Raw genomic sequence first — 19,773 nt, 5'->3', positions numbered from 1 at the left:
GACTCCGCCGGGCCGACGCCCGGAGCCCGGAGCCCGGGCCGGGCCCCGATCCGCCCGAGGCTCACGGCGCCTTGACGCGCCAAGTCATTAGCTGCCATATTACTTTCATGACGAGGGACGAGGCCGACCGCGAGCAGCCCACACTGGAGCAGGCCGGATGGCAGCTGCGGCACTACGGCCTGGAGACGGATCCGCAGGCGGTACTGGTCGCGGTGCGACTGATCTCCGCGGGTGCGAAGGTCGGCCGGGCGGCCGAGGCCCACTTCGCCAGGTTCGGGCTGTCGACGGGCCGCTACCGACTGCTCGCGGACCTCGAAGGCCACGGCGGGGAGAAGTCCCCCTCGCAACTGGCGGCCGACCTCGACGTCTCCAGGGCCACGGTCACCGGCCTGCTGGACGGCCTGGAACGCGAGGGCCTGATCGCCAGGCGCCCGTCCACCGAGGACGGGCGCGGCACGGTCGCGGTCCTGACCGCGCGCGGTGCGCAGCGCCTGCGCGACATGGCGCCCGAGCATTTCGGGCGACTGGAGGCGATGGTCACGGGGCTCACCGTCGAGGAGCGCACGGTGTTCCTGGACCTGCTCGCCCGCGTGGTGCGCGGCAGTTCGGCCCTGACCGCCGACTGACCCGGCCGACGGCCGGGCCCGGGCTCCCGTCCCGCGGACGGGAGCCCTTTTCGCGAAGCAGTAATTAGCCAACTAATTACCTTGCCGGGAAAGGCCCGTCGCGACCCGGCCACACCCTTTCGCCGTTCGGAACTCCCACGAGATGAAGAGGCCAGGATGCCCGCAACGAACGACAGAACCGGCCCGCGCCGGGCGGCCCCCCGGCCGTTCACGCTCTGGCGCGAGGTGGTGGCCGCCTACGCCGCCCCCGCCCTGATGGCGGGTACCGCGGGAGTCGTCACCGGTCAGGCGGACCTGACCGTGGCGGCCTGCAGCTCCATCGCCGGCACCTCCGCGGTGGTGGCGTTCCTGGTCGGCGCCTGGCTGCGGCACGGCGGGCGGCCGCGGCGCTGGACCACGGCCCTGCCGCGCGTCGTCCTGACCGCGCTGCTCGTCGTCGCGACCGCCGGCCTGGCGGCAGCGCTGGGATGGTTCGCCGCCGAATGGCTGCCGGCCCACGCCTCGATCCACCCCGCCCCCTGGCTGCGGCGACTGCGCATCGACCTGCCCGTCTCCGCCGTCCTCGCCACCACCGTCGTCACCCTGCGCTGGCGCGCCACCGTCCCGCAGGCCCGGCCGTGACCGGCCCCGACACCCGGGCGCCGGCGCCCGAACCCACCTCTGCGGCACCGGCTGCCGAGGACACCACCGAGCACCGAGGAGACACCCGATGATCGTCGTCATGGGAGCGACCGGAACCACCGGAACCGCCCTGCTCCACAGCCTGCGCGCACTCGACGTCCCCGTCCGCGCCCTCACCCGCGCCCCGGACCGACCGCTCCCCGGCACCGCCGGCCCGCACGACCGGCACGTCGAGGTCCGCTACGCCGACGCCGGCGACCCGGACTCGCTGCGCGCCGCCTTCGCGGGCGCCTCCCAGCTCTTCCTCGCCATGGCCAACAGCCCCGCACAGGTCGAACTCGAAACCCGCGTCATCGACATCGCCGCCCACAGCGGAATCGGACACATCGTCAAGCTCTCCGCCCCCGCCGCCGAGCCCGCGTCGCCCGTCGCGATATCCCGCGGACACCACGCCGTCGAGGAGCACCTGCGCGCCGCCGGACCCACCGGCACCGTCCTGCGCCCCTACGCCTTCATGCAGAACCTGCTGCGCCTCGCGCCCACCGTGGCCCAGGGCCTCGTCCTCGGCGCCATGCGGGACGCGCCCTGCAACTACATCGACTGCCGCGACATCGGCGACGTCGCGGCCGCCGTGCTCACCCGCCGCCACCTCGCGGGCGGCACCTACACCCTGACCGGACCGGAGGCCGTCTCCCACCCCGACCTCGCCGCCCGGCTGACCGAACTGACCGGCCGCCGGATCCGGTACGTCGACCTCGCGCCGGACGAGCTGCGCGACAATCTCGTCCACCGCGCCGCCATGCCCGGCTGGCTCGCCGACCACGTCGTGGAGATCCAGCAACTCGCCGTCGCCCGCCCCGAGTCCCCCACCACCACCGTCACCGACATCCTCGGCCGCCGGCCCCGCACCCTCGACGCCTTCCTGAACGAACACCGCGCCTGCTTCCAGTGATTCTCCGGTCGCTCCGGCGACAGGGCCTCCTGGCACCGCGCCGCCGCCCCGCGATGGGCGCCCGGAAGCCCGGTCAGGCGCAGACGAGGGCGACGATGAACGGGTCCTCCTGCCCCGGCAGCTCCGACGCCGGGTTCCGGACGGGGTGCCAGGTCAGGTCGGTGAAACCGGCCCGGCGGGCGGACTGCTCGTAGACGTCCGCGTCCCAGCGGGTGAACGCCAGCACGACCGGCGGCTCGACCGGGAACTCCAGGACCAGGGCGGTGCCCCTCGGCACCGGCCGGGCCGCCGTGACGGACGCCCCGGCGGGTTGCCGGTCCGGGTCGGCCGGGTCGTAACCGGGGTGGACCGTCACCGCGACCAGCCGGCCGCCGGGGGCGAGGTTGGCGCGGATGCCCCGGAACATGTCGGCCATCCGCCCGGGGTCCTCGGCGTAGTTGAACAGCCAGACGGCCACCGCCACGTCGAAGACGCCCAGCACCGGCAGCGCGGCCGCGTCGCACTGGTGGTACACGGCCCCGACCGGACTCCGCGCCTCCTCCCGCCGGGCCAGCGCCACCATCTCCGCGGAGACGTCCACCCCCTCGACGTGCGCGGCGCCGAGTTCCTTGGCGAGCCGGGTGTAGCGCCCGAACCCGCAGGCCACGTCGAGGACCCGGGCTCCCGCGAGCTCCCCGAGCAGGGCGCGCACCGCCGGCTCCTCGGGCGCATTGCCGTGATCGCGCTTGAAGTCGGCGTACCGCTCACCGATGCCGTCGTACTGGGCGGGCTCCTGCTCCCTCGCTGCCACGCAACACACTCCTGACCGCACCGGTTCGGACCTGCCGCGCACCAGACTGCCAGAACACCGGGCGCCGAACCCCCGAACGGCAAACAACTCGCCCCCGACGAAAGGATGTTGGTATCCCTCCACGGCCTCGGCGCCGCGGGCGGATCGGTCCGTTTTCGGTCAGATACCGGACGGCAGGCATGGCACTGTCAGCTACCGGATACACACTCTCAGGCACCTGAGCGTCTCCCGGGCTACATGTGAATGAACACAAGGATGTGTCAGCGCATGGTGAATTTCGGAGCAGTCGATTCGCAGTTACAGCGCTTTCGCGAGCGGGGCTACCTGGTCCTGCCGGGCTGGCTTCCGCTCGACCTCGTCGAACGCCTGACGCACGAGGTGAACTACTGGGTGGACGCGGGCTGGCGGCAGCGGTCGATCGACGCCTGCGCGCGTCCCGCCGACGGCGAGGTGCCCCGGGTCGTGGAACTCGATCTGGCGGCGCACGGTGAACTGGCCGTGCACCCGCCCTTGCTGGAGCTCCTCTCCCGCAACGAACTGCTCGGCCGTTCCTTCGTCTTCCACCACCTTCACAGTGACCGCCGTCCCTGTGCCGGTGGCGGCAAGAGCTGGCACCACGACTACGAGCAGCCGGCCGGCGATCGACGCCGGCACCCGATGGTCCACGCCCTGCACTACATCCGCGGCTTGCGCCCGGGGACGGGCGGGCTGGCGGTGCTGCCCGGTTCCCACCGGGAGCCCCTCGGCAAGGACGCGCGCGGCCACCTGGGCACCGGCCCGCTCCCGGGCGAGGTGCTGATCGACGAGCTGCCGCCGGGATCGACCGTGATCCTGCACTCCGCCCTCTTCCACACCCGTCGGCCTCCTGCCGCACCGGAGACCGGGGCGCGGTACATGATCGACGCTTCCTACTGCCGCACCGGTGTGCGGTGGCCGCCGGTCAAGCCGTACTGGCGGCAGATCCTGGACGTCGCGAACCGCCGCGGCCTGGCCCGCGACCGCTGGCCCGATCTGTTCGCCGAGCGGCACTTCACCGAGTATGTCCGCACGTACGAAAGGACACGGACATGAGGATCCTGGAGGCCGTACCGTTCGACGTGGTCCTGGACCACTTCTCGCGGCAGCACCCGTACGACCCGTTGGACGCGGCCAACTCCAATGACGAGGCCCTGGGTCACATCACCAATGCGCAACGCCTTCTGCGGGGCCGCTGGCACAAGGTGCTCCTGGACGGGCCGGAGATCCTGCGGGTGGTGCTCCCCTGGCACCTGGGCGAGGACGGCGAGGTCGAGCTGATCCCTCGCACGGGCCTGACGGTGACCGCCGCCGCCCGCCGGCTGAGCCGCCTGCACGCCACCTACGCCACCACCAATCCGCTGTGCGCGGACAAGCTCGCCCGGCAGGTCGACGCCCCGCCGCTGCCGCTCTTCCTGAGCACCGCGCCGATGCCCGGCCCGGACTACGAACTGCTGTCGGTGCGCGGCGACTTGATCCATCTGGACGGTCTGCACCGGATGCTCGCCTGGGCCACGGCCGAGCGGCTGGCTCCGGGCCACTGGACGCCCGCGTACGTTGCAGGGCTACCCCCGGCCGACGTACGGCATGGCACTGGGCATGACCAGGACCGACTGGATGTTCACTCCGAGCGGCAGGGCGGCCATGGCCAGGACCGTGTCAACGACGTGGCGCACGTCCATGGTGGGCTCGACCCGCAGTGACCCGTCGGCCTGCCGCACGGCGGGCTGGGGCCGGCCCTCGGGGGTCACGTTGCCGATGTCGATCTGGCCGCAGGAGATGTCGAAGCGACGGCCGTCGAGGGACAGCGACCGGGTCATGCCGGCCACGGCGTGCTTGGCCGCAGTGAACGCGATCGAGTCCGGCCGCGGCACCTGGGAGGAGGGGGCGCCGTTGTTGATGATCCGTCCGCCGCGCGGATCCTGGCGCTTCATCAACCGGAACGCGGCCTGGGAGCAGAGGAAGGTGCCGGTGGCGATGGATCCCATCACCCGGTTCCAGTCCGCCACGCCCACCTCCTCGATCGGGACGTACGGCATGGTGTCGGCGGCGTTGTTGAACAGCAGGTCGAGCCGCCCGAACCGGTGCACCACCGTGTCGAAGAGCGCTGCCACGGCATCGGGATCGGTGATGTCGGCAGCCACGGGCACGGCACGGTCGCGCTGGTCGGCCGGGGCGAGGCCGGCGGTCTGCTCAAGCCGTTCGACCCGGCGTCCGACGAGCACCACCGTCCAGCCGTCGGCCAGCAGGCCCAGCGCGCAGGCCCGTCCGATGCCGGTCCCCGCTCCCGTCACGATCGCGATCCGCCTGACCATCCGCCATCTCCTTCTCCAAGAAGCCCACTTGGGCACGTCCGCACCCGAGCGTGCCCGCCGACCTCACCCTCGAACCGGGAGCGACACATGATTGGCGACATCCAGGCACTGGGCGGCACCGAAGGCAGCCGAGCCTGGTACGAACGGGCGCAGGCGTCCCTCGCCGGCGGCATCAGCTCCTCCGCCCGGCTGACCTCCACCGGCCCGCACCCGTACCCCCTGTACATGGCCTCCGGCCACGGGGCGCGGATCCGCGACATCGACGGCAACGAGTACGTCGACTACCTGGCCGCCTACGGCAGCGCCGTCCTCGGACACGCGCCGTCGGTCCTCACCGACGCCCTGGAACCGGTGCTGCACGGCGGCACGATGTTCGGCACCTGCAACACCGCGGAGGTCGAACTCGCCGAACTCATCACGGAGATGGTCCCCTGCGCCGACCTGGTGCGGTTCGCCAACTCCGGCAGCGAGGCGGTCCAGGGGGCCGTGCGCGCCGCACGCAGCCACACCGGGCGGACGAAGATCCTGAAGTTCGAGGGCCACTACCACGGCTGGACCGATGTGCTGGCCGTGTCCAACCGGCCCGGCGCCGACGAAGCCGGCCCCTACGACCGTCCCCACCCGGTGCCGCACTCCCCGGGCATCCCGGCCGGGGTCGTGGACGATGTGGTGGTCTGCCCGTGGAACGACCCCGACGCCCTGCGCACCGTGCTCGACGCCCACCGGGGCGAACTGGCCGCCGTCATCTGCGAGCCGATCGTCGCCAACAACGCCTGCACGATGCCCGCACCCGGCTTCCTGGAGCTGCTGCGCCAGGAGTGCACGCGGCGCGCCATCGTGCTGATCTTCGACGAGATCTGCACCGGCTTCCGGACCGCACCGGGCGGCGCGCAGGCCCTGTTCGGCGTGGTTCCCGACCTCGCAACCTACTCGAAGGCCCTGGGCGGCGGCCTGCCGATCGCCGCCTTCGCCGGCCGGCGCGAGCTGATGGAACCGCTCGCCACCGGTCACCTCAAGCACGGCGGCACCTACAACTCCTCCCCCTTGTGCGCCACCGCGGGCCTGGCCACCCTGCGAGAGCTGAACCGCCCCGAGGTCGTCGAGCACATCGACACCACCGGTCGCCAGATCATGGAGGCCATCCAACGGGCCGCCCACGACCGCGGCGTGCCCTGCGCGGTCCAGGGCGTCGGCGCGCTCTTCCAGGTGGTGTTCACTCCCGGCGGCACCCCCACGACGCAGTACCGGGACCTCCTCCGTGCCGACACCGCCCGCTACGCGGCCTTCCGCCACGAACTGCTCAAGCAGGGCGTGCACACCAACGCCTACGGCATGGCCTGCTGGTTCGTCTCCGCCGCCGTCACCGCCGACGACCTGGCGACCACCTGCAAGGCCATCGAACGCTCCTTCGACGCCCTGTCCGCCAACTGACCTCCACCCACCCGCAGTTCCGCTACTCGGAGCGCGGGATCAGCACTTCGGCGCGACCCTCGCAGGCTGCCCCGGCGTCAGCGGGCGCGGGGGCAGCGGGCGCGGGGTCAACGGGCGCGCAGGGCCGGGTGGTCGGCGACGACGGTGCAGCTGGCGGGGCGATCCGATGACGGCCCGCTCAGGCACACGCACCCCAGCACGCGCCCGGTACGAGGCCACGAACGAGTCGGCGGGCTCCTGGCAGGCTCCCGCCGACTCGACTGCCGGTGGCGCCGGAGCAACGCGGCTACGGCCCAGTGCAGTCGGAGAACCGACCCCTCGACCGCATGGGCCTCGGCTCACGCCCCGGGCGCACGACGCACGCCGCGCGGCGTTGAACCCCGCATTCCGGGAGTCGCCCAGAGGTTGCGGTCGGTCCCGTGACTGCGCCGGGCCGACCGGCGGCAGTCCGGATTCGACGGCCCCGGCACTCGGTGCTTCCTTCCGGACCGGGAACATCCTGCCCGTCCGACGAAGCCCGTGGATCGGTGCGGACCTGGCTGGTGTCCCGTCCGCCGTCGACACGGAATACGGCCGCTGATTCAAACTCTCGGAGGGGCACACGACGGCGACCGCACGCTTCGGTCTCGAAGCAGCCCCGAACGACGACGAGTTCGTGTTCCGACTCGACGACGAGAAGCTGATCGGGCAGGCCCGGGACATCCTGGCGGGGGTCGAGACGTCGAAGGTTCACGTCCAGGGGCGGGTCGTCCCGGAGAAGTCGGACCACAATCCGGACCGGAACGTCCACCTGGACCCCGGCGGCAGCACGTTCTTCGACCAGGCGGACGAGGACTGCGACGCTTCGGCGCACTACGTCGCGGTGCAGCTGGACCGCGTCGGCGAGCAGGGCTTCCTGCCGGACGGCATCTGGGCTCCCGCCCGTTCGAAGATCACCCGCGAGCTCGACACCTGAGGCCCCGCTGTTCCGGCTGCCCGCCCGTGGGCGTCCATTCCGGCGCGGCAAGGGTCCAGGTCGGCCCGACGTCGAGCACGGACCGGGGCCGCCAATGCCTGCAACTCCGGTCCGGGCTCGGCCGCGTCCGCTCCGGGCGCGCTACGCCGCCGCGGGTCCGCGCAAGGCCTCGGAGGGCGAGTACGCCGAAGGAGTCTTCACTCATCTGTCCGCTTTTGTCACGATCCGCCCCGGGAACGATCGAATGCGCACTCAGCGGCGCGGGGATTCGCACTGAACAGTCGTGACCGGCCGGAGCTCCTTCTCGACTCCGGTCGCGTCGGCCGTGCCTGCCCGCCGCTCCCATCGACCGAACGGGAACCACCGTGACCACTTCCGCCACCAAGCCGGCGCCGATCGCCGAACTCATGAAGATCCCAGCGGTCGATCACGACCTGAAGTGGATCAAGGACAGTCTGCAGTCCGCCATCGCCCTGGAGTTGTCGACCCTGCCGCCCTACCTGTGTGGCATGTGGTCCATCAAGACCGTGGGTTCCGATGCCGAGGCGGTGATCAAGAGCGTCGTCCACGACGAGATGTACCACATGGGGATGGTGTGCAACATGCTGTCGGCGATCGGCGGGACACCGCACATCCTCGCCGCGGCCCCGACGTATCCGGGCAAGCTGCCGGGCAACGTGCGGCCGACGGTCGACGTGTACCTCCAGGGGCTGACCCAGACGTACGTCCGGGAGGTCTTCATGGAGATCGAGATGCCCGAGAACCCGCTCGCGCGCATGCAGGAGGAGTGGGTCACGATCGGCGAGTTCTACGACGCGGTGCGGGACGCCTTCAACAACGTCGAACCGTCCATCGGGTCGGGCCCGCAGATGGAGGCGCAGATCGGCAGGAACGCGCTGGAGAAGTTCGCCTCGGTCGACCAGATCACAAAGGCGATCGAGGTGATCAAGGAGCAGGGAGAGGGCACCAGCCACCTGCCCGACGACCCCACCGCCGGCGGAAAGCTTGCCCACTACTACGGCTTCGGTGAGATCTGGAAGGGACACCGGCTGGTGCCCACGCCCTCCGGCCCCACACCGTACGACTGGGTCGGAGATCCGGTTCCCTTCCCCGAGACGTACCCCATGGGCAGGCTCACGGCGGGGGCCTGGCCCGACCCCTCGGGCGAGGTGTCGGATCTGCTCACCGCGTTCAACGACCAGTACACCAAGATGCTCGACTTCCTGGAGACGGCATGGCGGGACGGGGACTCCTCCGCGCTGAGCCAGTCGGTCGGTGTGATGTTCACGCTGAAAGCGGCCGCGCAGGCGCTGATGGTCAAGCCCCTACCGGGTGACAGCACACACGTGTACGGGCCCGAGTTCCTCATCCACCGCCCCAACCACGGCTGAACCAACCGCCCCCGTCACCGAGACGGCGTTCCAGCACGCCGAGCCGACACCGCACCGATGCCCATGCCGAGGCGCCCGTCTCGGTCCGGTGACCGGACTTCCGGCGGGCCGGCGCTTGCGCCGACCCGCCGGAAGCGCCGAGCGCGATCCCTACCAGCCTGTCGCCGGAGAACGGCGCACCGGGATCAGGGGACACATCGTGCGTGAGAACGCGACTCCGCCGGCCGACGGCTCTCACCCCGGTCCCCGCGCTCGAAGCCATCCGCCCGGCAGTCTCGACCACCGCTCATCGGCGTCCGGTTCGCTCGTCCCCACCGCTCGCCACCTCACGGGCGGCGGCGATGGTTCCACTCGTCATCGCCCCCACATGTGCGCACACGCGTATCTCGGAAAGGGCTCTACGATGAGCGGATGGACAACCGCGCACAGGTCGCAGATGCACTCCACTCGCATCGGCACACCGGTGGCGAGCGGCTCGACGTCGCCGCCTCCGTCCTCGCCCTGCTCGCGGACCGCACCCGCCTGGCCCTCCTGGAACGCCTGGGCCGGGGCGAGGCCGACGTCACCACCCTGGTCGAGGCCACCGGCGCCGCCCGCCCCTCGGTCAGCCAGCACCTGGCCAAACTCCGCCTGGCCGGCCTGGTCGCCACCCGCAAGGACGGCCGCCACGTCGTCTACTCCCTTCGCCACGGCCACCTGCGCCGCCTGGTCGACGAAGCCCTGAACGTCGCCGACCACCAGATCGCCGCCCTCCCCCCGCACGACTGACTCGCCCACGCCGGGGCCCGGGCACATCCTCGAACCAAACGCGTGCATTCATGCGCACATATTGCTTACGATGGCACGGTCGAGGGACCTCGGATCCGGGGACGGGCCATGCTTTCCGTGCTGCGCAACCGCACCTACCGCCACCTGTTCACCGCCCAGGTCGTCGCCCTGGTCGGCACCGGCCTGGCCACCGTCGCCCTCTCGCTGCTCGCCTACGACATCGCCGGGGCGAACGCGGGCGCGGTTCTGGGCACCGCACTGGCGATCAAGATGGTCGCCTACGTCGCCGTCGCCCCGATCGCCGGCGCGCTCGCCGACCGCACACCGCGCAGGGCGCTGATGGTGGCGACGGACCTCACCCGCGCCGGCGTCGCGCTCGGCCTGCCGTTCGTCACCCAGGTCTGGCAGATCTACCTGATGGTGTTCCTGCTCCAGGCCGCCTCCGCCACGTTCACCCCGACCTTCCAGGCCACCGTCCCGCAGGTGCTGCCCGCCGAGCGCGACTACACCGACGCCCTGTCCATGTCCCGCCTCGCCTACGATCTGGAGTCCCTGTTCAGCCCCGCGCTCGCCGCGATTCTGCTCACGGTGGTCTCCTATAACTGGCTGTTCACCGGCACCACGGTCGGCTTCCTCGCCTCCGCCGCCCTCGTCGTCTCCGCCGCCCTGCCCAAGGCGCCCGTCCGGGAGCGCGCCGGCGGGATCCACCGGAACGCGCTGTTCGGCTCCCACCTGTTCCGGGCCACCCCACGCCTCCGGGCCCTGCTCGCCCTCGACCTCGCGGTCGCCGCCGCCGGAGCCATCGTCTTCGTCAACACCGTCATCGTGGTCCGCGAGCACTTCCACCGCCCCGCCGGAGCCGTGTCCCTCGCCCTCGGCGCCTACGGAGCGGGCTCCATGCTCGCCGCCCTCTTCCTGCCCCGCCTCCTGGCCCGGGTCAGCGACCGCGCCGTCATGCTGCCCACCGCCCTCGCCCTGCCCGCCATCCTCGCCGCCACCGCCGCGATCACCGCCGCCGCACCCGGCACCGCGACCTGGATCGCCCTCCTGGCCGCCTGGGCCCTGATCGGCGGCGCCGGCTCCGCCGTCCTCACCCCCGGCGGCCGCGTCATCCGCCGCTCCGCCACCGACGCCGACCTCCCCGCCGCGTTCGCCGCCCAGTTCTCCCTCTCCCACTCCTGCTGGCTGCTCACCTACCCCCTCGCGGGCTGGCTCGCCGCCGGCGCCGGACTCCCCGCCACCGCCCTCGCCCTCGGCGCGATCTCCCTCACCGCCGCCCTCGCAGCCGGCGCGCTGTGGCCCCGCCACGACCCCGGCACCCTCCCCCACACCCACACCGACCTCCCCGCCGACCACCCCCACCTCACCGACGCCCACCCCCTCGACGGCGAGACCGGAGCCTGGGGCCACGACCACCACTACGTCATCGACCACAACCACCACCGCTGGCCCCAACACGCCTGACACACTGGGCGCCGGGCCCGTACCCGGGGGTGGGCCGGACCTGCCTTGATTCCCCACTCGCGGATGGCCGATCGGTCTGAGTGGACGTCAGACCCGGGGTGCGCGACTCGGGGTGCTGTGCCGTCCCACCTGTCAGCGGGTGGCACCGGGGTCGTTGGGATGGGGTTCGAGCGAGGGCGGGCCCAGAGGGTGACGGATCGCGAACGCCGAAGGCGCGGGGTCAGCGTCCGCGCAGGGCCGGGTGGTCGGCGACGACGGTGCAGCTGCCGGGGGCGATCTCGGTGAAGCCGGCGTCGCGGACCACCGGCAGGCGGCCGTCGGTCAGGGCGGGCCAGTCGGCGGCGGAGGCGGTTCTGACGGCCAGTGGGAAGCCGCTTTCCGCCCACTCCTTGCGCTGCGCGTCGTCCAGCTCCCACCAGGCGAGCTGGGCGGCGTGGCCGGTCTGCGCCATGGTCTTGCCGGCGCTCATCTCCAGTTCGGGGTTGAGCCACAGCACGGGGACGCCCTCGGGTGCGGGGCCGGGCTCGGCGGGGTCGTCGAGTTCGGTGCCGGAGACCTGGAGCTTGGCGAGTTCCTTGGGCCAGCCGTCCAGCGGGATCGGCGGGAAGACCCGCACCTCGGCGCTCCCGCCGGTGACGGTGATGCCGGGCAGCTCGCCCGCCTTGCGCCACTCGCCGCCGCGGGCCCGCCGCACCACCTTGCGGATCCGGGCGTCCTCCCAGGCCTTGACCCGCTCCGCCCACTCGCCGTCGCCGGCGGTGACCCGCGGGTCGGACAGCAGGGTGAGCACGGCCCGCGCCGAGGTCTCCAGCGCGTCCGTCCGGCCCGGCGGTTCGGCCTTCTCCAGCCGGACCACCAGCGGCAGCACGTACTGCTCGCGGGAGTCCCGGTCCTCGGCATGCCCGCCGACCGCGGGCAGTGCGGCGGGCGCGGGCGAGGGGAGTTCGGGCACGTCGTTGGGTGAGCTCACCCCTCCAGCATGCCAGTTCAGCGCCGGTAGCCCCGTCCGGGGTCGCGTTCCTCGGCGTCCTGGTAGCCGAGGAACCAGCCCTCGGGGTGGGTGGCGGCGAGGAGTTGGTCGATCCGCTGCCCGGCGTCCAGGTCCTCCTCGGTCTCCTCGGGGCCGTAGACGCCGAAGAGTTCGTCGGTGCAGCCGTCCCAGTCGTAGTCGTACAGGTCGGCGGGCAGGTCGCCCATCATGTCGGCCACCGACTCCGGTTGGGAGCCGAGCAGGGAGCGGGCGTCGGCGAGCGCGAGGCGCAGCGCGACGTCCTCCGCGAGGCTGCGGGGCAGCGGCCATTCGCCGAGTGCGATGTCGTCGGCGAGGTCGTCGAAGGCCCGGGCGAAGGCGCGTCGCCAGCCGCGGTGCAGGTTCCAGGTGCGCTGTTGGAGGCGGCCGAAGACGGTCCAATCGGCTTCGTCGGCGACGGTGACGGGGTCGTTGCCGTGTTCGTCGAGGTCTTCGTAGGCGGCGTCGGAGAGGCTGATCAGCTGGGTGTGCAGCAGGCACGCGGTGCGCGGGGTGAGGGTCCAGTCGCCGGTGTCGCTGTCGTCGTCGAGCGGGAACAGTTCGGCGAAGTCGGGGGCGAAGTCGTCGGTGACGCTGATCTCCAGGGTGCCGCCGAGGGCCTCGATGCCGGGGATGGCGGCGACCAGCCGGTCGGGGTGGAGCAGCGCGCCGAGGGCCGCGTTGGGGTCTTCGGAGACTTCCCGCAGCAGTTGGCCGCGCTGGCCCTCGGGGTCGATCCCGGAGAAGTCGAGGTCTTCGACGGCCGCCTGTGCCGCGGCCCGCAGGGCCGGCCAGTCGGTGATCCGGATGCCCAGCACCACGGTGGCCTCGATCTCCTGCGCGCCGGAGTCCTCCGCCGCGCCAGGCCCGTGTGGATGATCGCTTCGCTCGCCCATGCCCCAAGGTTGACAAACCTGGGGGTCCGGTGTCCATCGGCTCTCCCGATCCGGTGCCGGAGCGGCCGGTCGAGGTGGCTCGGAAAGCGCTTTCCCGGTGTGCCATGCTGGCTTCGGCACCGGAGCGTGACGGAAGGTGGAGTCATGAGTGAACTGAACGATTTCGGCGGCGGGCAGGACCCGTCCGGCGGCGTGCTGGTGGTCACGACGAACGACGTGCCCGGGTACCGGGTGGAGCGGGTGATCGGCGAGGTGTTCGGCCTCACGGTGCGCTCCCGCCACCTCGGCTCGCAGATCGGCGCGGGTCTGAAGTCGCTGATGGGCGGCGAGTTGAAGGGTCTCACCAAGACGCTCGTGGAGACCCGGAACCAGGCGATGGAGCGGCTGGTCGAGCAGACCAAGGCGCGCGGCGGCAACGCCGTTCTGATGATGCGCTTCGATGTCACGGAGGCTGCCGACGTCGGCACCGAGGTGTGCGCGTACGGCACCGCGGCGGTCATCGTCCCGCTCGGCTGACGAACGGCGACGACCCGACGACGACCGACGACGGACGGCAATTACCGGCTTCGGACACAAAGCAGCCATATTGTCGGACAGTCAGTAATGCGGTTGACACTGCTCACGGGTGCGTAAGAGCCTCGCTGCCGGACCGTCCCGCGCACTGCTTGGAGCACCCGTGAGCACCTCCCCGCACCCCGTCCCGCCCACGCCCGGCCCGCGGGTCGCGTACGCCACCTGCCGGGGCATCGAGGACGTCGAGATGCTCCCCGTGCTGGCCGCGTTCGCCCGCGCCGGGGTGCGCGCGGAGGCGGTGCTCTGGGACGACCCGGCCGTCGACTGGAGCGGCTTCGACCTGGTGCTGATCCGCAGCGTCTGGGACTACATCGTGCAGCGCGACGCCTTCCTCGCCTGGGCCCGCCGGACGGCCGCGCTGACCCGGGTGGCCAACCCCGTGCCGGTGCTGGAGCAGAACACCGACAAGACCTACCTGCGCGACCTGGCCGAGGCCGGAGTGCCGATCGTCCCCACCGCCTGGGTCGCCCCGGGCGAGGAACTCACCGGCGCCGACTGGCCGGAGCTGGTGGTGAAGCCCACCGTCTCCTCCGGCGCCCGGGACACCGTGCGCACCACCGACCGCGCCGAGGCGCTCGCGCAGGTCGCCGCGCTCACCGCGGCCGGCCGGACCGCGATGGTGCAGCCGTACCTGCCGATGGTCGAGGACGAGGGCGAGACCTCCCTGCTGTACCTGGGCGGCGGGTTCAGCCACGCGGTGCGCCGCGGCCCGATGCTCGGCGGCGGCTTCGCCGACGTCGCCCGCGAGCCCGCCGACGACCAACTCGCCCTCGCCGAGCAGGTGCTGGCGGCCGTCCCGGAGCGCGCGGAGCTGCTCTACGCCCGGGTCGACCTGGTGCGGCTGCCGGACGGCTCGCCGGTGCTGATCGAGCTGGAGCTCACCGAGCCCCGGCTGTTCCTGGACCTGCGCCCGGACGGCCCGGAGGCGCTGGCCGCCGCCGCGCTCCGCCTGCTGCCCGGCGGCGGGAACGGGAACACCCGCCCGCGGGGAGATGTTTCACGGTCGTGACTGTTCAAGGTGCAACGATCGAGCCCGCCGCCGTCGAACCCCGCGAGGTGGACGCGCTGGTGATCGGCGCGGGCCAGGCCGGTCTGTCCGCCGCCTACCACCTGCACCGTCGCGGCTTCGCCCCGTACACCGGCTTCGTGGTGCTGGACGCGGACGACGCACCGGGCGGGGCCTGGGCGCACCGCTCCCCGTCGCTGACCATGGCCACCGTGCACGGCTTCCACGACCTGCCGGACTTCGAGCTGCCCGCCACCGATCCGGCCACCCCGGCCCGGGTCGCCGTGCCGGGGTACTTCGCCGCGTACGAGGCCCAGCACGCCCTGCCGGTGGTGCGCCCGGTCAAGGTCCTGGCGGTGCGCGACCGGCCGGACGGGCGGCTGCTGGTGGAGACGGACTCCGGCAGTTGGGTCACCCGGGCGCTGCTGAACGCCACCGGCACCTGGACGCGGCCGTTCCTGCCGCGCTACCCGGGGCACTTCACGGGCCGCCAGCTGCACTACGCGGACTACCGCGGCCCGGCGGAGTTCGCCGGCCGGCGCGTGCTGGTGGTCGGCGGCGGGGCCTCGGCGATCCAGGTGCTGTCCGAGGTGGGCGCCGTCGCGGAGACCGTGTGGGTGACGCGCACCCCGCCGGTGGTGCACCAGGGGCCGTTCACCCCGGAGTTCGGCCGCGAGGTGGTCGCCAAGGTGGAGGAGCGGGTGCGGGCCGGCCTGCCGGTGCGCAGCGTGGTCTCGGTCACCGGCCTCGGCCCGAGCGTCGCCTATCGCCGGGCCGAGGAGCTGGGCGTGCTGAACCGCCGCCCGATGTTCGACCGCCTCACCGAGCACGGAGTCGCCTGGGGCGAGCAGGAGTCGCCGGTGGACGCGATCATCTGGGCGACGGGCTTCCGCGCCGAGCTGACCCACCTGGCGCCGCTCGCGCTGCGCGGCCCCGGCGGCGGCATCCGGATGACCGGCACGCGCGTCACCGACGACCCGCGCATCCACCTGCTCGGCTACGGGCCTTCGGCGTCCACGGTGGGCGCCAACCGGGCCGGCCGCGCAGCGGTGAACGAGGTCGTCCGCCTGCTGCGCGACCGGAGGGCCGCCGAACCCGCCGCCGTCTGACGGCAGCTACCGGTCGTAGTCCACGGTGACCTGGTCGGAGACCGGCCGGGCCTGGCAGGTGAGCACGTAGCCGGCGGCCAGTTCGGACTCCTCCAGCGCGAAGTTGCGGCGCATCTCGACCTTGCCCTCGCAGAGCAGCGCCCGGCAGGTGCCGCAGACGCCGCCCTTGCAGGCGAACGGCAGGTCCGGGCGGGCGCGTTGGGCGCCGTCCAGGATGGAGCGGTCGCGCGGCAGGGCGAGGGTGCTGGAGCGGCCGTCGAGGACGAGGGTGACCTCGCTGGCGGCGGCGTCGGGGACGGGTTCCAGGTGCCGCTCCTCGGCCCGCTCGTCCTCGGCGTGGAACAGCTCCTGGTGCACCCGCCCGGCGGGGACGCCGAGTTCGGCCAGCAGGTCCTTGGCGTCCGACACCAGGCCGAACGGCCCGCACAGCCACCAGTGGTCGACCGCGGGGACGTCCACCAGCGCCTCCAGCAGCGCCTTGACCCGGTCGGCGTCGAGGCGGCCGCTGAGCAGTTCGGCGTCCCGGCTCTCCCGGGACAGCACGTGCACCAGCTGGAAGCGGTCCAGGTGACAGTCCTTCAGGTCGGCCAGCTCGTCGGCGAACATCACCGTGTCGCTGCGCCGGTTGCCGTAGAGCAGGGTGACCCGTGAGTCGGGGTGGCCGGCCAGCACGGAGCCCGCGATGGACAGCATCGGGGTGATGCCGGAGCCCGCCGCGATCAGCACGTGCTCGCCGGGCTCGGCCGGGTCGGCGGTGAACGCCCCGCTGGGGGGCAGCACTTCGACCGTCTCGCCGACCGCGGCCTCGTCGACCAGCCAGTGCGAGAACAGCCCGCCGGGCACCTCGCGGACGGCGATCCGCAGCGGCCCGCCGACCGGCGAGCACAGCGAGTACGAGCGGCGCTCGTCCACGCCGTCGACGATCCGGCGCAGCGTCAGCACCTGCCCGGGCTTGAAGGTGAACTCCTCGGCCAGCGCGGGCGGTACGTCGAAGGTCACCGCGACGGCGTCCTCGCAGAGCCGTTCCAGGTTGCCGATCGGCAGCGGGTGGAACTGCGGGCGGCGGGCGGCCATCAGATCTCCTTGATCCGGTCGAAGGGTTCGCGGCAACTGCGGCACCGCCACAGCGACTTGCAGGCAGTGGAGCCGAACCGGGACAGTTCCTCGGTGTCGGTGGAGCCGCACTGCGGGCAGGTCACGGCCAGCCGGGTCGGGCCGAGCGTCAGCAGGCCCGCCGCGGGCCGGGCCCCGAGGACCGGCGGGGCGATGCCCGCCTCTGCCAGCTTCCGGCGGCCCTCCGCGCTGATCCGGTCGCTGGACCACGGCGGGTCGATCCGCAGCCGGACCTCGACCCGGTCGAAGCCGGCCGCGCGCAGCCGCCGGGCCACGTCGCCGGCCATCTCGGCGACCGCGGGGCAGCCGGAGTAGGTGGGCGTGATCCAGGCGGTGACGGCGCCGTCGTGCTCCTCGACGTCGGCGAGGATGCCGAGGTCGGCCAGCGTGAGCATGGGCAGTTCGGGGTCGGGCACCGCGGCCGCGACCTCCCGGGCCCGTTCGACGGTGGTCACCATGTCGCCCCCGGGTGCGCCCTGGCCACCACCTGGAGCTCCGCCAGCAGCGGGCCGAGCGCCTCGGTGTGCACGCCGTGCCGCCCGGCCCGGCCGTTCACGTAGGCCCGCGGCGCGGCCTCCGGCAGGCTCAGCGTGGCCTCGTCCAACACCTTTGCCAGGCTTGCCAGTACGGGTTCGCGCAGGTCCGACGGGTCGACGCCGAGCCGCAGTTCGACCTCGTGCGGGGTGAACAGCTCGTCCAGCCAGGGCCACAGCGCGTCCAGCGCGGCCTGCATCCGCTCCCGCGAGTGGGCGGTGCCGTCGCCGAGCCGCAGCGTCCAGGACTGCGCGTACTCCCGGTGGTACGCCAACTCCTTGACGCCGAGCGCCGCGACGGCGGCCAGCACCGGGTCGGCGTGGTCGGCCAGGCGGCGGTACAGCTCCTCGCGGGCGGTGGCGAACAGCAGCAGCCGGGCCACGCACTGCGCGAAGTCGCCGTTCTCCAGCTCCACCAGGCGCACGTTGCGGTACTCGAAGTCCTCGCGCCAATAGGCGAGTTCGTCCTCGTTGCGGCCGGTGCCGTCGAGCTGGCCGGCCCGGGTGAGCAGCCGGCGGGCCTGCCCGAGCAGGTCGAGGCCGAGGTTGGCGAGCGCCACCTCCTCCTCCAACTCCGGTGCCCGGGTGACCCATTGGATCAGCCGCTGGGACAGCACCAGCGCGTCGTCGCCCAGCATCAGGCAGTACGCCGCGAGGTCCGCCGGGTCGATGCCCGGCGGCGGCGCGGCGTCCACGCCCAGCAGCGGATCGGCGAACCCCGTGCCGTAGGCCCAGCGCGCCTCGCCGTCCGGCTCACCCGCGGCGTCGGCCAGTGAGAGGTACACGTGGTCGTCGGTCATGTCGCCTTCCCTGCTCAATGATTGACGGAACGTCAGATGTGCGGGACGTCCTCGGGGATCGGATAGAACGTGGGGTGCCGGTACACCTTGTCCCCGCTCGGCGCGAAGAACGGGTCCTGCTCGTCCGGGCTGGACGCGGTGATCGCGTCCGAGCGGACCACCCACAGGCTCACCCCCTCGTTGCGCCGGGTGTACAGGTCCCGCGCCGCGAGCAGCGCCATCCGGTCGTCGGCCGCGTGCAGCGACCCCACGTGCACGTGGTTCAGACCGCGCCGGGGCCGCACGAACACCTCGTACAGCGGCCAGGACGCCCGTTCCCCGCTCATTCCGCACTCCCCTTTCCTCGGCCGTGCTTGGCCGCGTACGCCGACGCCGCCTCGCGCACCCAGGCGCCGTCCTCGTGGGCGGCGCGCCGCCGGTCGACCCGCTGCGCGTTGCACGGGCCCTGGCCCTTGATCACCTGCATCAGCTCCGACCAGTCCGGCTCGCCGAAGTCCCAGCTGCCGCGCTCCTCGTTCCACGCGAGCGCCGGGTCCGGCAGCGTGACCCCGAGGTGCTCGGCCTGCGGGACGGTCATGTCCACAAAACGCTGGCGCAGTTCGTCGTTGCTGTGCCGCTTGATCCGCCACGCCATCGACCGCTCGCTGTTCGGCGAGGCCCCGTCCGGCGGACCGAACATCATCAGCGACGGCCACCACCAGCGGTCCACCGCGTCCTGCACCATCCGGCGCTGCGCGTCCGTGCCGGCCATCAGCGTCATCAGCAGTTCGTAGCCCTGCCGCTGGTGGAACGACTCCTCCTTGCAGATCCGCACCATCGCCCGTGCGTACGGCCCGTAGCTGCACCGGCACAGCGGCACCTGGTTGCAGATCGCGGCGCCGTCCACCAGCCACCCGATCACGCCGACGTCGGCGAACGTCAGCGTCGGATAGTTGAAGATCGACGAGTACTTCTGCCGCCCGTCGATCAGCTTCTCGGTCAGCTCGGCCCGGTCCACCCCGAGGGTCTCCGCCGCCGCATACAGATACAGCCCGTGACCGGCCTCGTCCTGCGCCTTGGCCAGCAGGATCGCCTTCCGCCGCAACGACGGCGCCCGGGTCAGCCAGTTGCCCTCCGGCTGCATCCCGATGATCTCCGAGTGGGCATGCTGCGCGATCTGCCGCACCAGCGTCGCCCGGTACGCCTCGGGCATCCAGTCCCGGGGCTCCACCCGCTGCTCGTTGGCGATCACCGCCTCGAACCGCGACTGCGCTTCCGCGCTCGCCTCCACCACCCACCTCCCGACTGACCGTTCGGTCGGTTCCATTCTGTACACACGGGGGACCCTCTGACAAGCATGGAGGAGAGAGCACGACCGCGGGCGCGAGACCAGGGAAAGCACAACCAGGGGCGCGTGGGGGCTCGCC

21 protein-coding genes and 1 pseudogene are annotated in these 19,773 nt (G+C 72.5%); 13 read left to right on the top strand and 9 right to left on the bottom strand.

Features of this window, described 5'->3' with window-relative positions:
* Positions 1-107 precede the first annotated feature (107 nt).
* The 3 genes from CG736_RS21575 to CG736_RS21565 all read left to right on the top strand — a co-directional run bounded on the left by CG736_RS21575 (position 108) and on the right by CG736_RS21565 (position 2,199).
* Positions 108-626, top strand: coding sequence for a MarR family winged helix-turn-helix transcriptional regulator (locus tag CG736_RS21575; protein ID WP_100587827.1), 519 nt, complete (start codon positions 108-110; stop codon positions 624-626).
* A 156-nt stretch (positions 627-782) separates the two neighbouring features.
* Positions 783-1,247 (top strand): hypothetical protein, encoded by a 465-nt coding sequence (locus tag CG736_RS21570; protein WP_100587826.1) that lies wholly within the window; start codon positions 783-785, stop codon positions 1,245-1,247.
* Between the two features lie 88 nt (positions 1,248-1,335).
* The gene (locus CG736_RS21565) at positions 1,336-2,199 is read left to right on the top strand and encodes an NmrA family NAD(P)-binding protein (protein ID WP_100587825.1); all 864 of its coding nucleotides are present in this window, start codon (positions 1,336-1,338) and stop codon (positions 2,197-2,199) included.
* A 73-nt stretch (positions 2,200-2,272) separates the two neighbouring features.
* On the opposite strand, the gene CG736_RS21560 is transcribed toward CG736_RS21565, so the two are convergent.
* Positions 2,273-2,989 (bottom strand): class I SAM-dependent methyltransferase, encoded by a 717-nt coding sequence (locus CG736_RS21560; protein ID WP_157815687.1) that lies wholly within the window; start codon positions 2,987-2,989, stop codon positions 2,273-2,275.
* 267 nt (positions 2,990-3,256) lie between these two features.
* On the opposite strand from CG736_RS21560, the gene CG736_RS21555 reads away from it, so the two are divergent.
* Both CG736_RS21555 and CG736_RS21550 read left to right on the top strand, forming a co-directional pair.
* Complete coding sequence (locus CG736_RS21555) at positions 3,257-4,060, top strand: phytanoyl-CoA dioxygenase family protein (RefSeq protein WP_100587823.1); 804 nt, start codon at positions 3,257-3,259, stop codon at positions 4,058-4,060.
* Positions 4,057-4,533 (top strand): annotated as a pseudogene (locus CG736_RS21550) (DUF6309 family protein); the annotation flags it as partial. The gene CG736_RS21555 and the pseudogene CG736_RS21550, both read left to right, overlap by 4 nt.
* A gap of 36 nt (positions 4,534-4,569) precedes the next feature.
* Here the strand turns inward: CG736_RS21550 and CG736_RS21545 are convergent.
* Entirely contained in the window at positions 4,570-5,319 is a 750-nt protein-coding gene (locus tag CG736_RS21545; RefSeq protein ID WP_100587822.1) for an SDR family oxidoreductase, read from the bottom strand.
* An 87-nt stretch (positions 5,320-5,406) separates the two neighbouring features.
* Here CG736_RS21545 and CG736_RS21540 point away from each other — a divergent pair, with 87 nt between their 5' ends.
* The 5 genes from CG736_RS21540 (at position 5,407) to CG736_RS21520 (ending at position 11,328) form a co-directional block, all read left to right on the top strand.
* Positions 5,407-6,750 (top strand): aspartate aminotransferase family protein, encoded by a 1,344-nt coding sequence (locus CG736_RS21540; RefSeq protein ID WP_100587821.1) that lies wholly within the window; start codon positions 5,407-5,409, stop codon positions 6,748-6,750.
* A 655-nt stretch (positions 6,751-7,405) separates the two neighbouring features.
* Entirely contained in the window at positions 7,406-7,705 is a 300-nt protein-coding gene (locus tag CG736_RS21535; protein WP_100587820.1) for a calmodulin, read from the top strand.
* 365 nt (positions 7,706-8,070) lie between these two features.
* Positions 8,071-9,096, top strand: a complete 1,026-nt coding sequence (locus tag CG736_RS21530) for a ferritin-like protein (RefSeq protein WP_100587819.1) — start codon at positions 8,071-8,073, stop codon at positions 9,094-9,096.
* Positions 9,097-9,507: 411 nt separating this feature from the next.
* The gene (locus CG736_RS21525) at positions 9,508-9,864 is read left to right on the top strand and encodes a helix-turn-helix transcriptional regulator (protein WP_043911048.1); all 357 of its coding nucleotides are present in this window, start codon (positions 9,508-9,510) and stop codon (positions 9,862-9,864) included.
* A gap of 108 nt (positions 9,865-9,972) precedes the next feature.
* Positions 9,973-11,328, top strand: a complete 1,356-nt coding sequence (locus CG736_RS21520; RefSeq protein WP_100587818.1) for an MFS transporter — start codon at positions 9,973-9,975, stop codon at positions 11,326-11,328.
* A gap of 220 nt (positions 11,329-11,548) precedes the next feature.
* On the opposite strand, the gene CG736_RS21515 is transcribed toward CG736_RS21520, so the two are convergent.
* Complete coding sequence (locus CG736_RS21515; RefSeq protein WP_369880235.1) at positions 11,549-12,298, bottom strand: aminoacyl-tRNA hydrolase; 750 nt, start codon at positions 12,296-12,298, stop codon at positions 11,549-11,551.
* Positions 12,299-12,315: 17 nt separating this feature from the next.
* Positions 12,316-13,233, bottom strand: coding sequence for a hypothetical protein (locus tag CG736_RS21510; protein ID WP_100587816.1), 918 nt, complete (start codon positions 13,231-13,233; stop codon positions 12,316-12,318).
* A 144-nt stretch (positions 13,234-13,377) separates the two neighbouring features.
* Between CG736_RS21510 and CG736_RS21505 the strand changes: the two genes are divergently transcribed.
* The 3 genes from CG736_RS21505 to CG736_RS21495 all read left to right on the top strand — a co-directional run bounded on the left by CG736_RS21505 (position 13,378) and on the right by CG736_RS21495 (position 15,921).
* On the top strand, positions 13,378-13,749 hold the full coding sequence (locus tag CG736_RS21505) for a YbjQ family protein (RefSeq protein WP_043911043.1): 372 nt from the start codon (positions 13,378-13,380) through the stop codon (positions 13,747-13,749).
* Positions 13,750-13,909: 160 nt separating this feature from the next.
* Positions 13,910-14,815, top strand: coding sequence for a RimK family alpha-L-glutamate ligase (locus CG736_RS21500; RefSeq protein WP_100587815.1), 906 nt, complete (start codon positions 13,910-13,912; stop codon positions 14,813-14,815).
* Positions 14,812-15,921 (top strand): NAD(P)-binding domain-containing protein, encoded by a 1,110-nt coding sequence (locus CG736_RS21495; protein ID WP_232734102.1) that lies wholly within the window; start codon positions 14,812-14,814, stop codon positions 15,919-15,921. The genes CG736_RS21500 and CG736_RS21495 overlap by 4 nt, the downstream gene beginning before the upstream one ends.
* Positions 15,922-15,927: 6 nt before the next feature.
* Here the strand turns inward: CG736_RS21495 and paaE are convergent, their stop codons facing one another.
* From paaE to paaA, 5 genes are read right to left on the bottom strand one after another with little or no spacing between them, the layout of a single operon-like run.
* Entirely contained in the window at positions 15,928-16,995 is a 1,068-nt protein-coding gene (gene paaE, locus CG736_RS21490) for a 1,2-phenylacetyl-CoA epoxidase subunit PaaE (RefSeq protein ID WP_100587814.1), read from the bottom strand.
* Complete coding sequence (paaD, locus tag CG736_RS21485; protein WP_100587813.1) at positions 16,995-17,492, bottom strand: 1,2-phenylacetyl-CoA epoxidase subunit PaaD; 498 nt, start codon at positions 17,490-17,492, stop codon at positions 16,995-16,997. The genes paaE and paaD overlap by 1 nt, the downstream gene beginning before the upstream one ends.
* Positions 17,486-18,367: a 1,2-phenylacetyl-CoA epoxidase subunit PaaC gene (paaC, locus tag CG736_RS21480; RefSeq protein ID WP_100587812.1), complete on the bottom strand. Its 882-nt coding sequence runs from the start codon at positions 18,365-18,367 to the stop codon at positions 17,486-17,488. Before paaC ends, paaD begins: the two co-directional genes overlap by 7 nt.
* 32 nt (positions 18,368-18,399) lie before the next feature.
* Entirely contained in the window at positions 18,400-18,693 is a 294-nt protein-coding gene (gene paaB / locus CG736_RS21475) for a 1,2-phenylacetyl-CoA epoxidase subunit PaaB (protein ID WP_033257582.1), read from the bottom strand.
* Positions 18,690-19,673: a 1,2-phenylacetyl-CoA epoxidase subunit PaaA gene (gene paaA, locus CG736_RS21470; protein WP_043911038.1), complete on the bottom strand. Its 984-nt coding sequence runs from the start codon at positions 19,671-19,673 to the stop codon at positions 18,690-18,692. Before paaA ends, paaB begins: the two co-directional genes overlap by 4 nt.
* Between the last annotated feature and the right edge of the window lie 100 nt (positions 19,674-19,773).

The sequence above is a fragment of the Kitasatospora sp. CB02891 genome (assembly GCF_002803145.1).
GTDB lineage: Bacteria > Actinomycetota > Actinomycetes > Streptomycetales > Streptomycetaceae > Kitasatospora > Kitasatospora griseola.
This window is presented reverse-complemented; position numbering and strand designations above follow the sequence as displayed.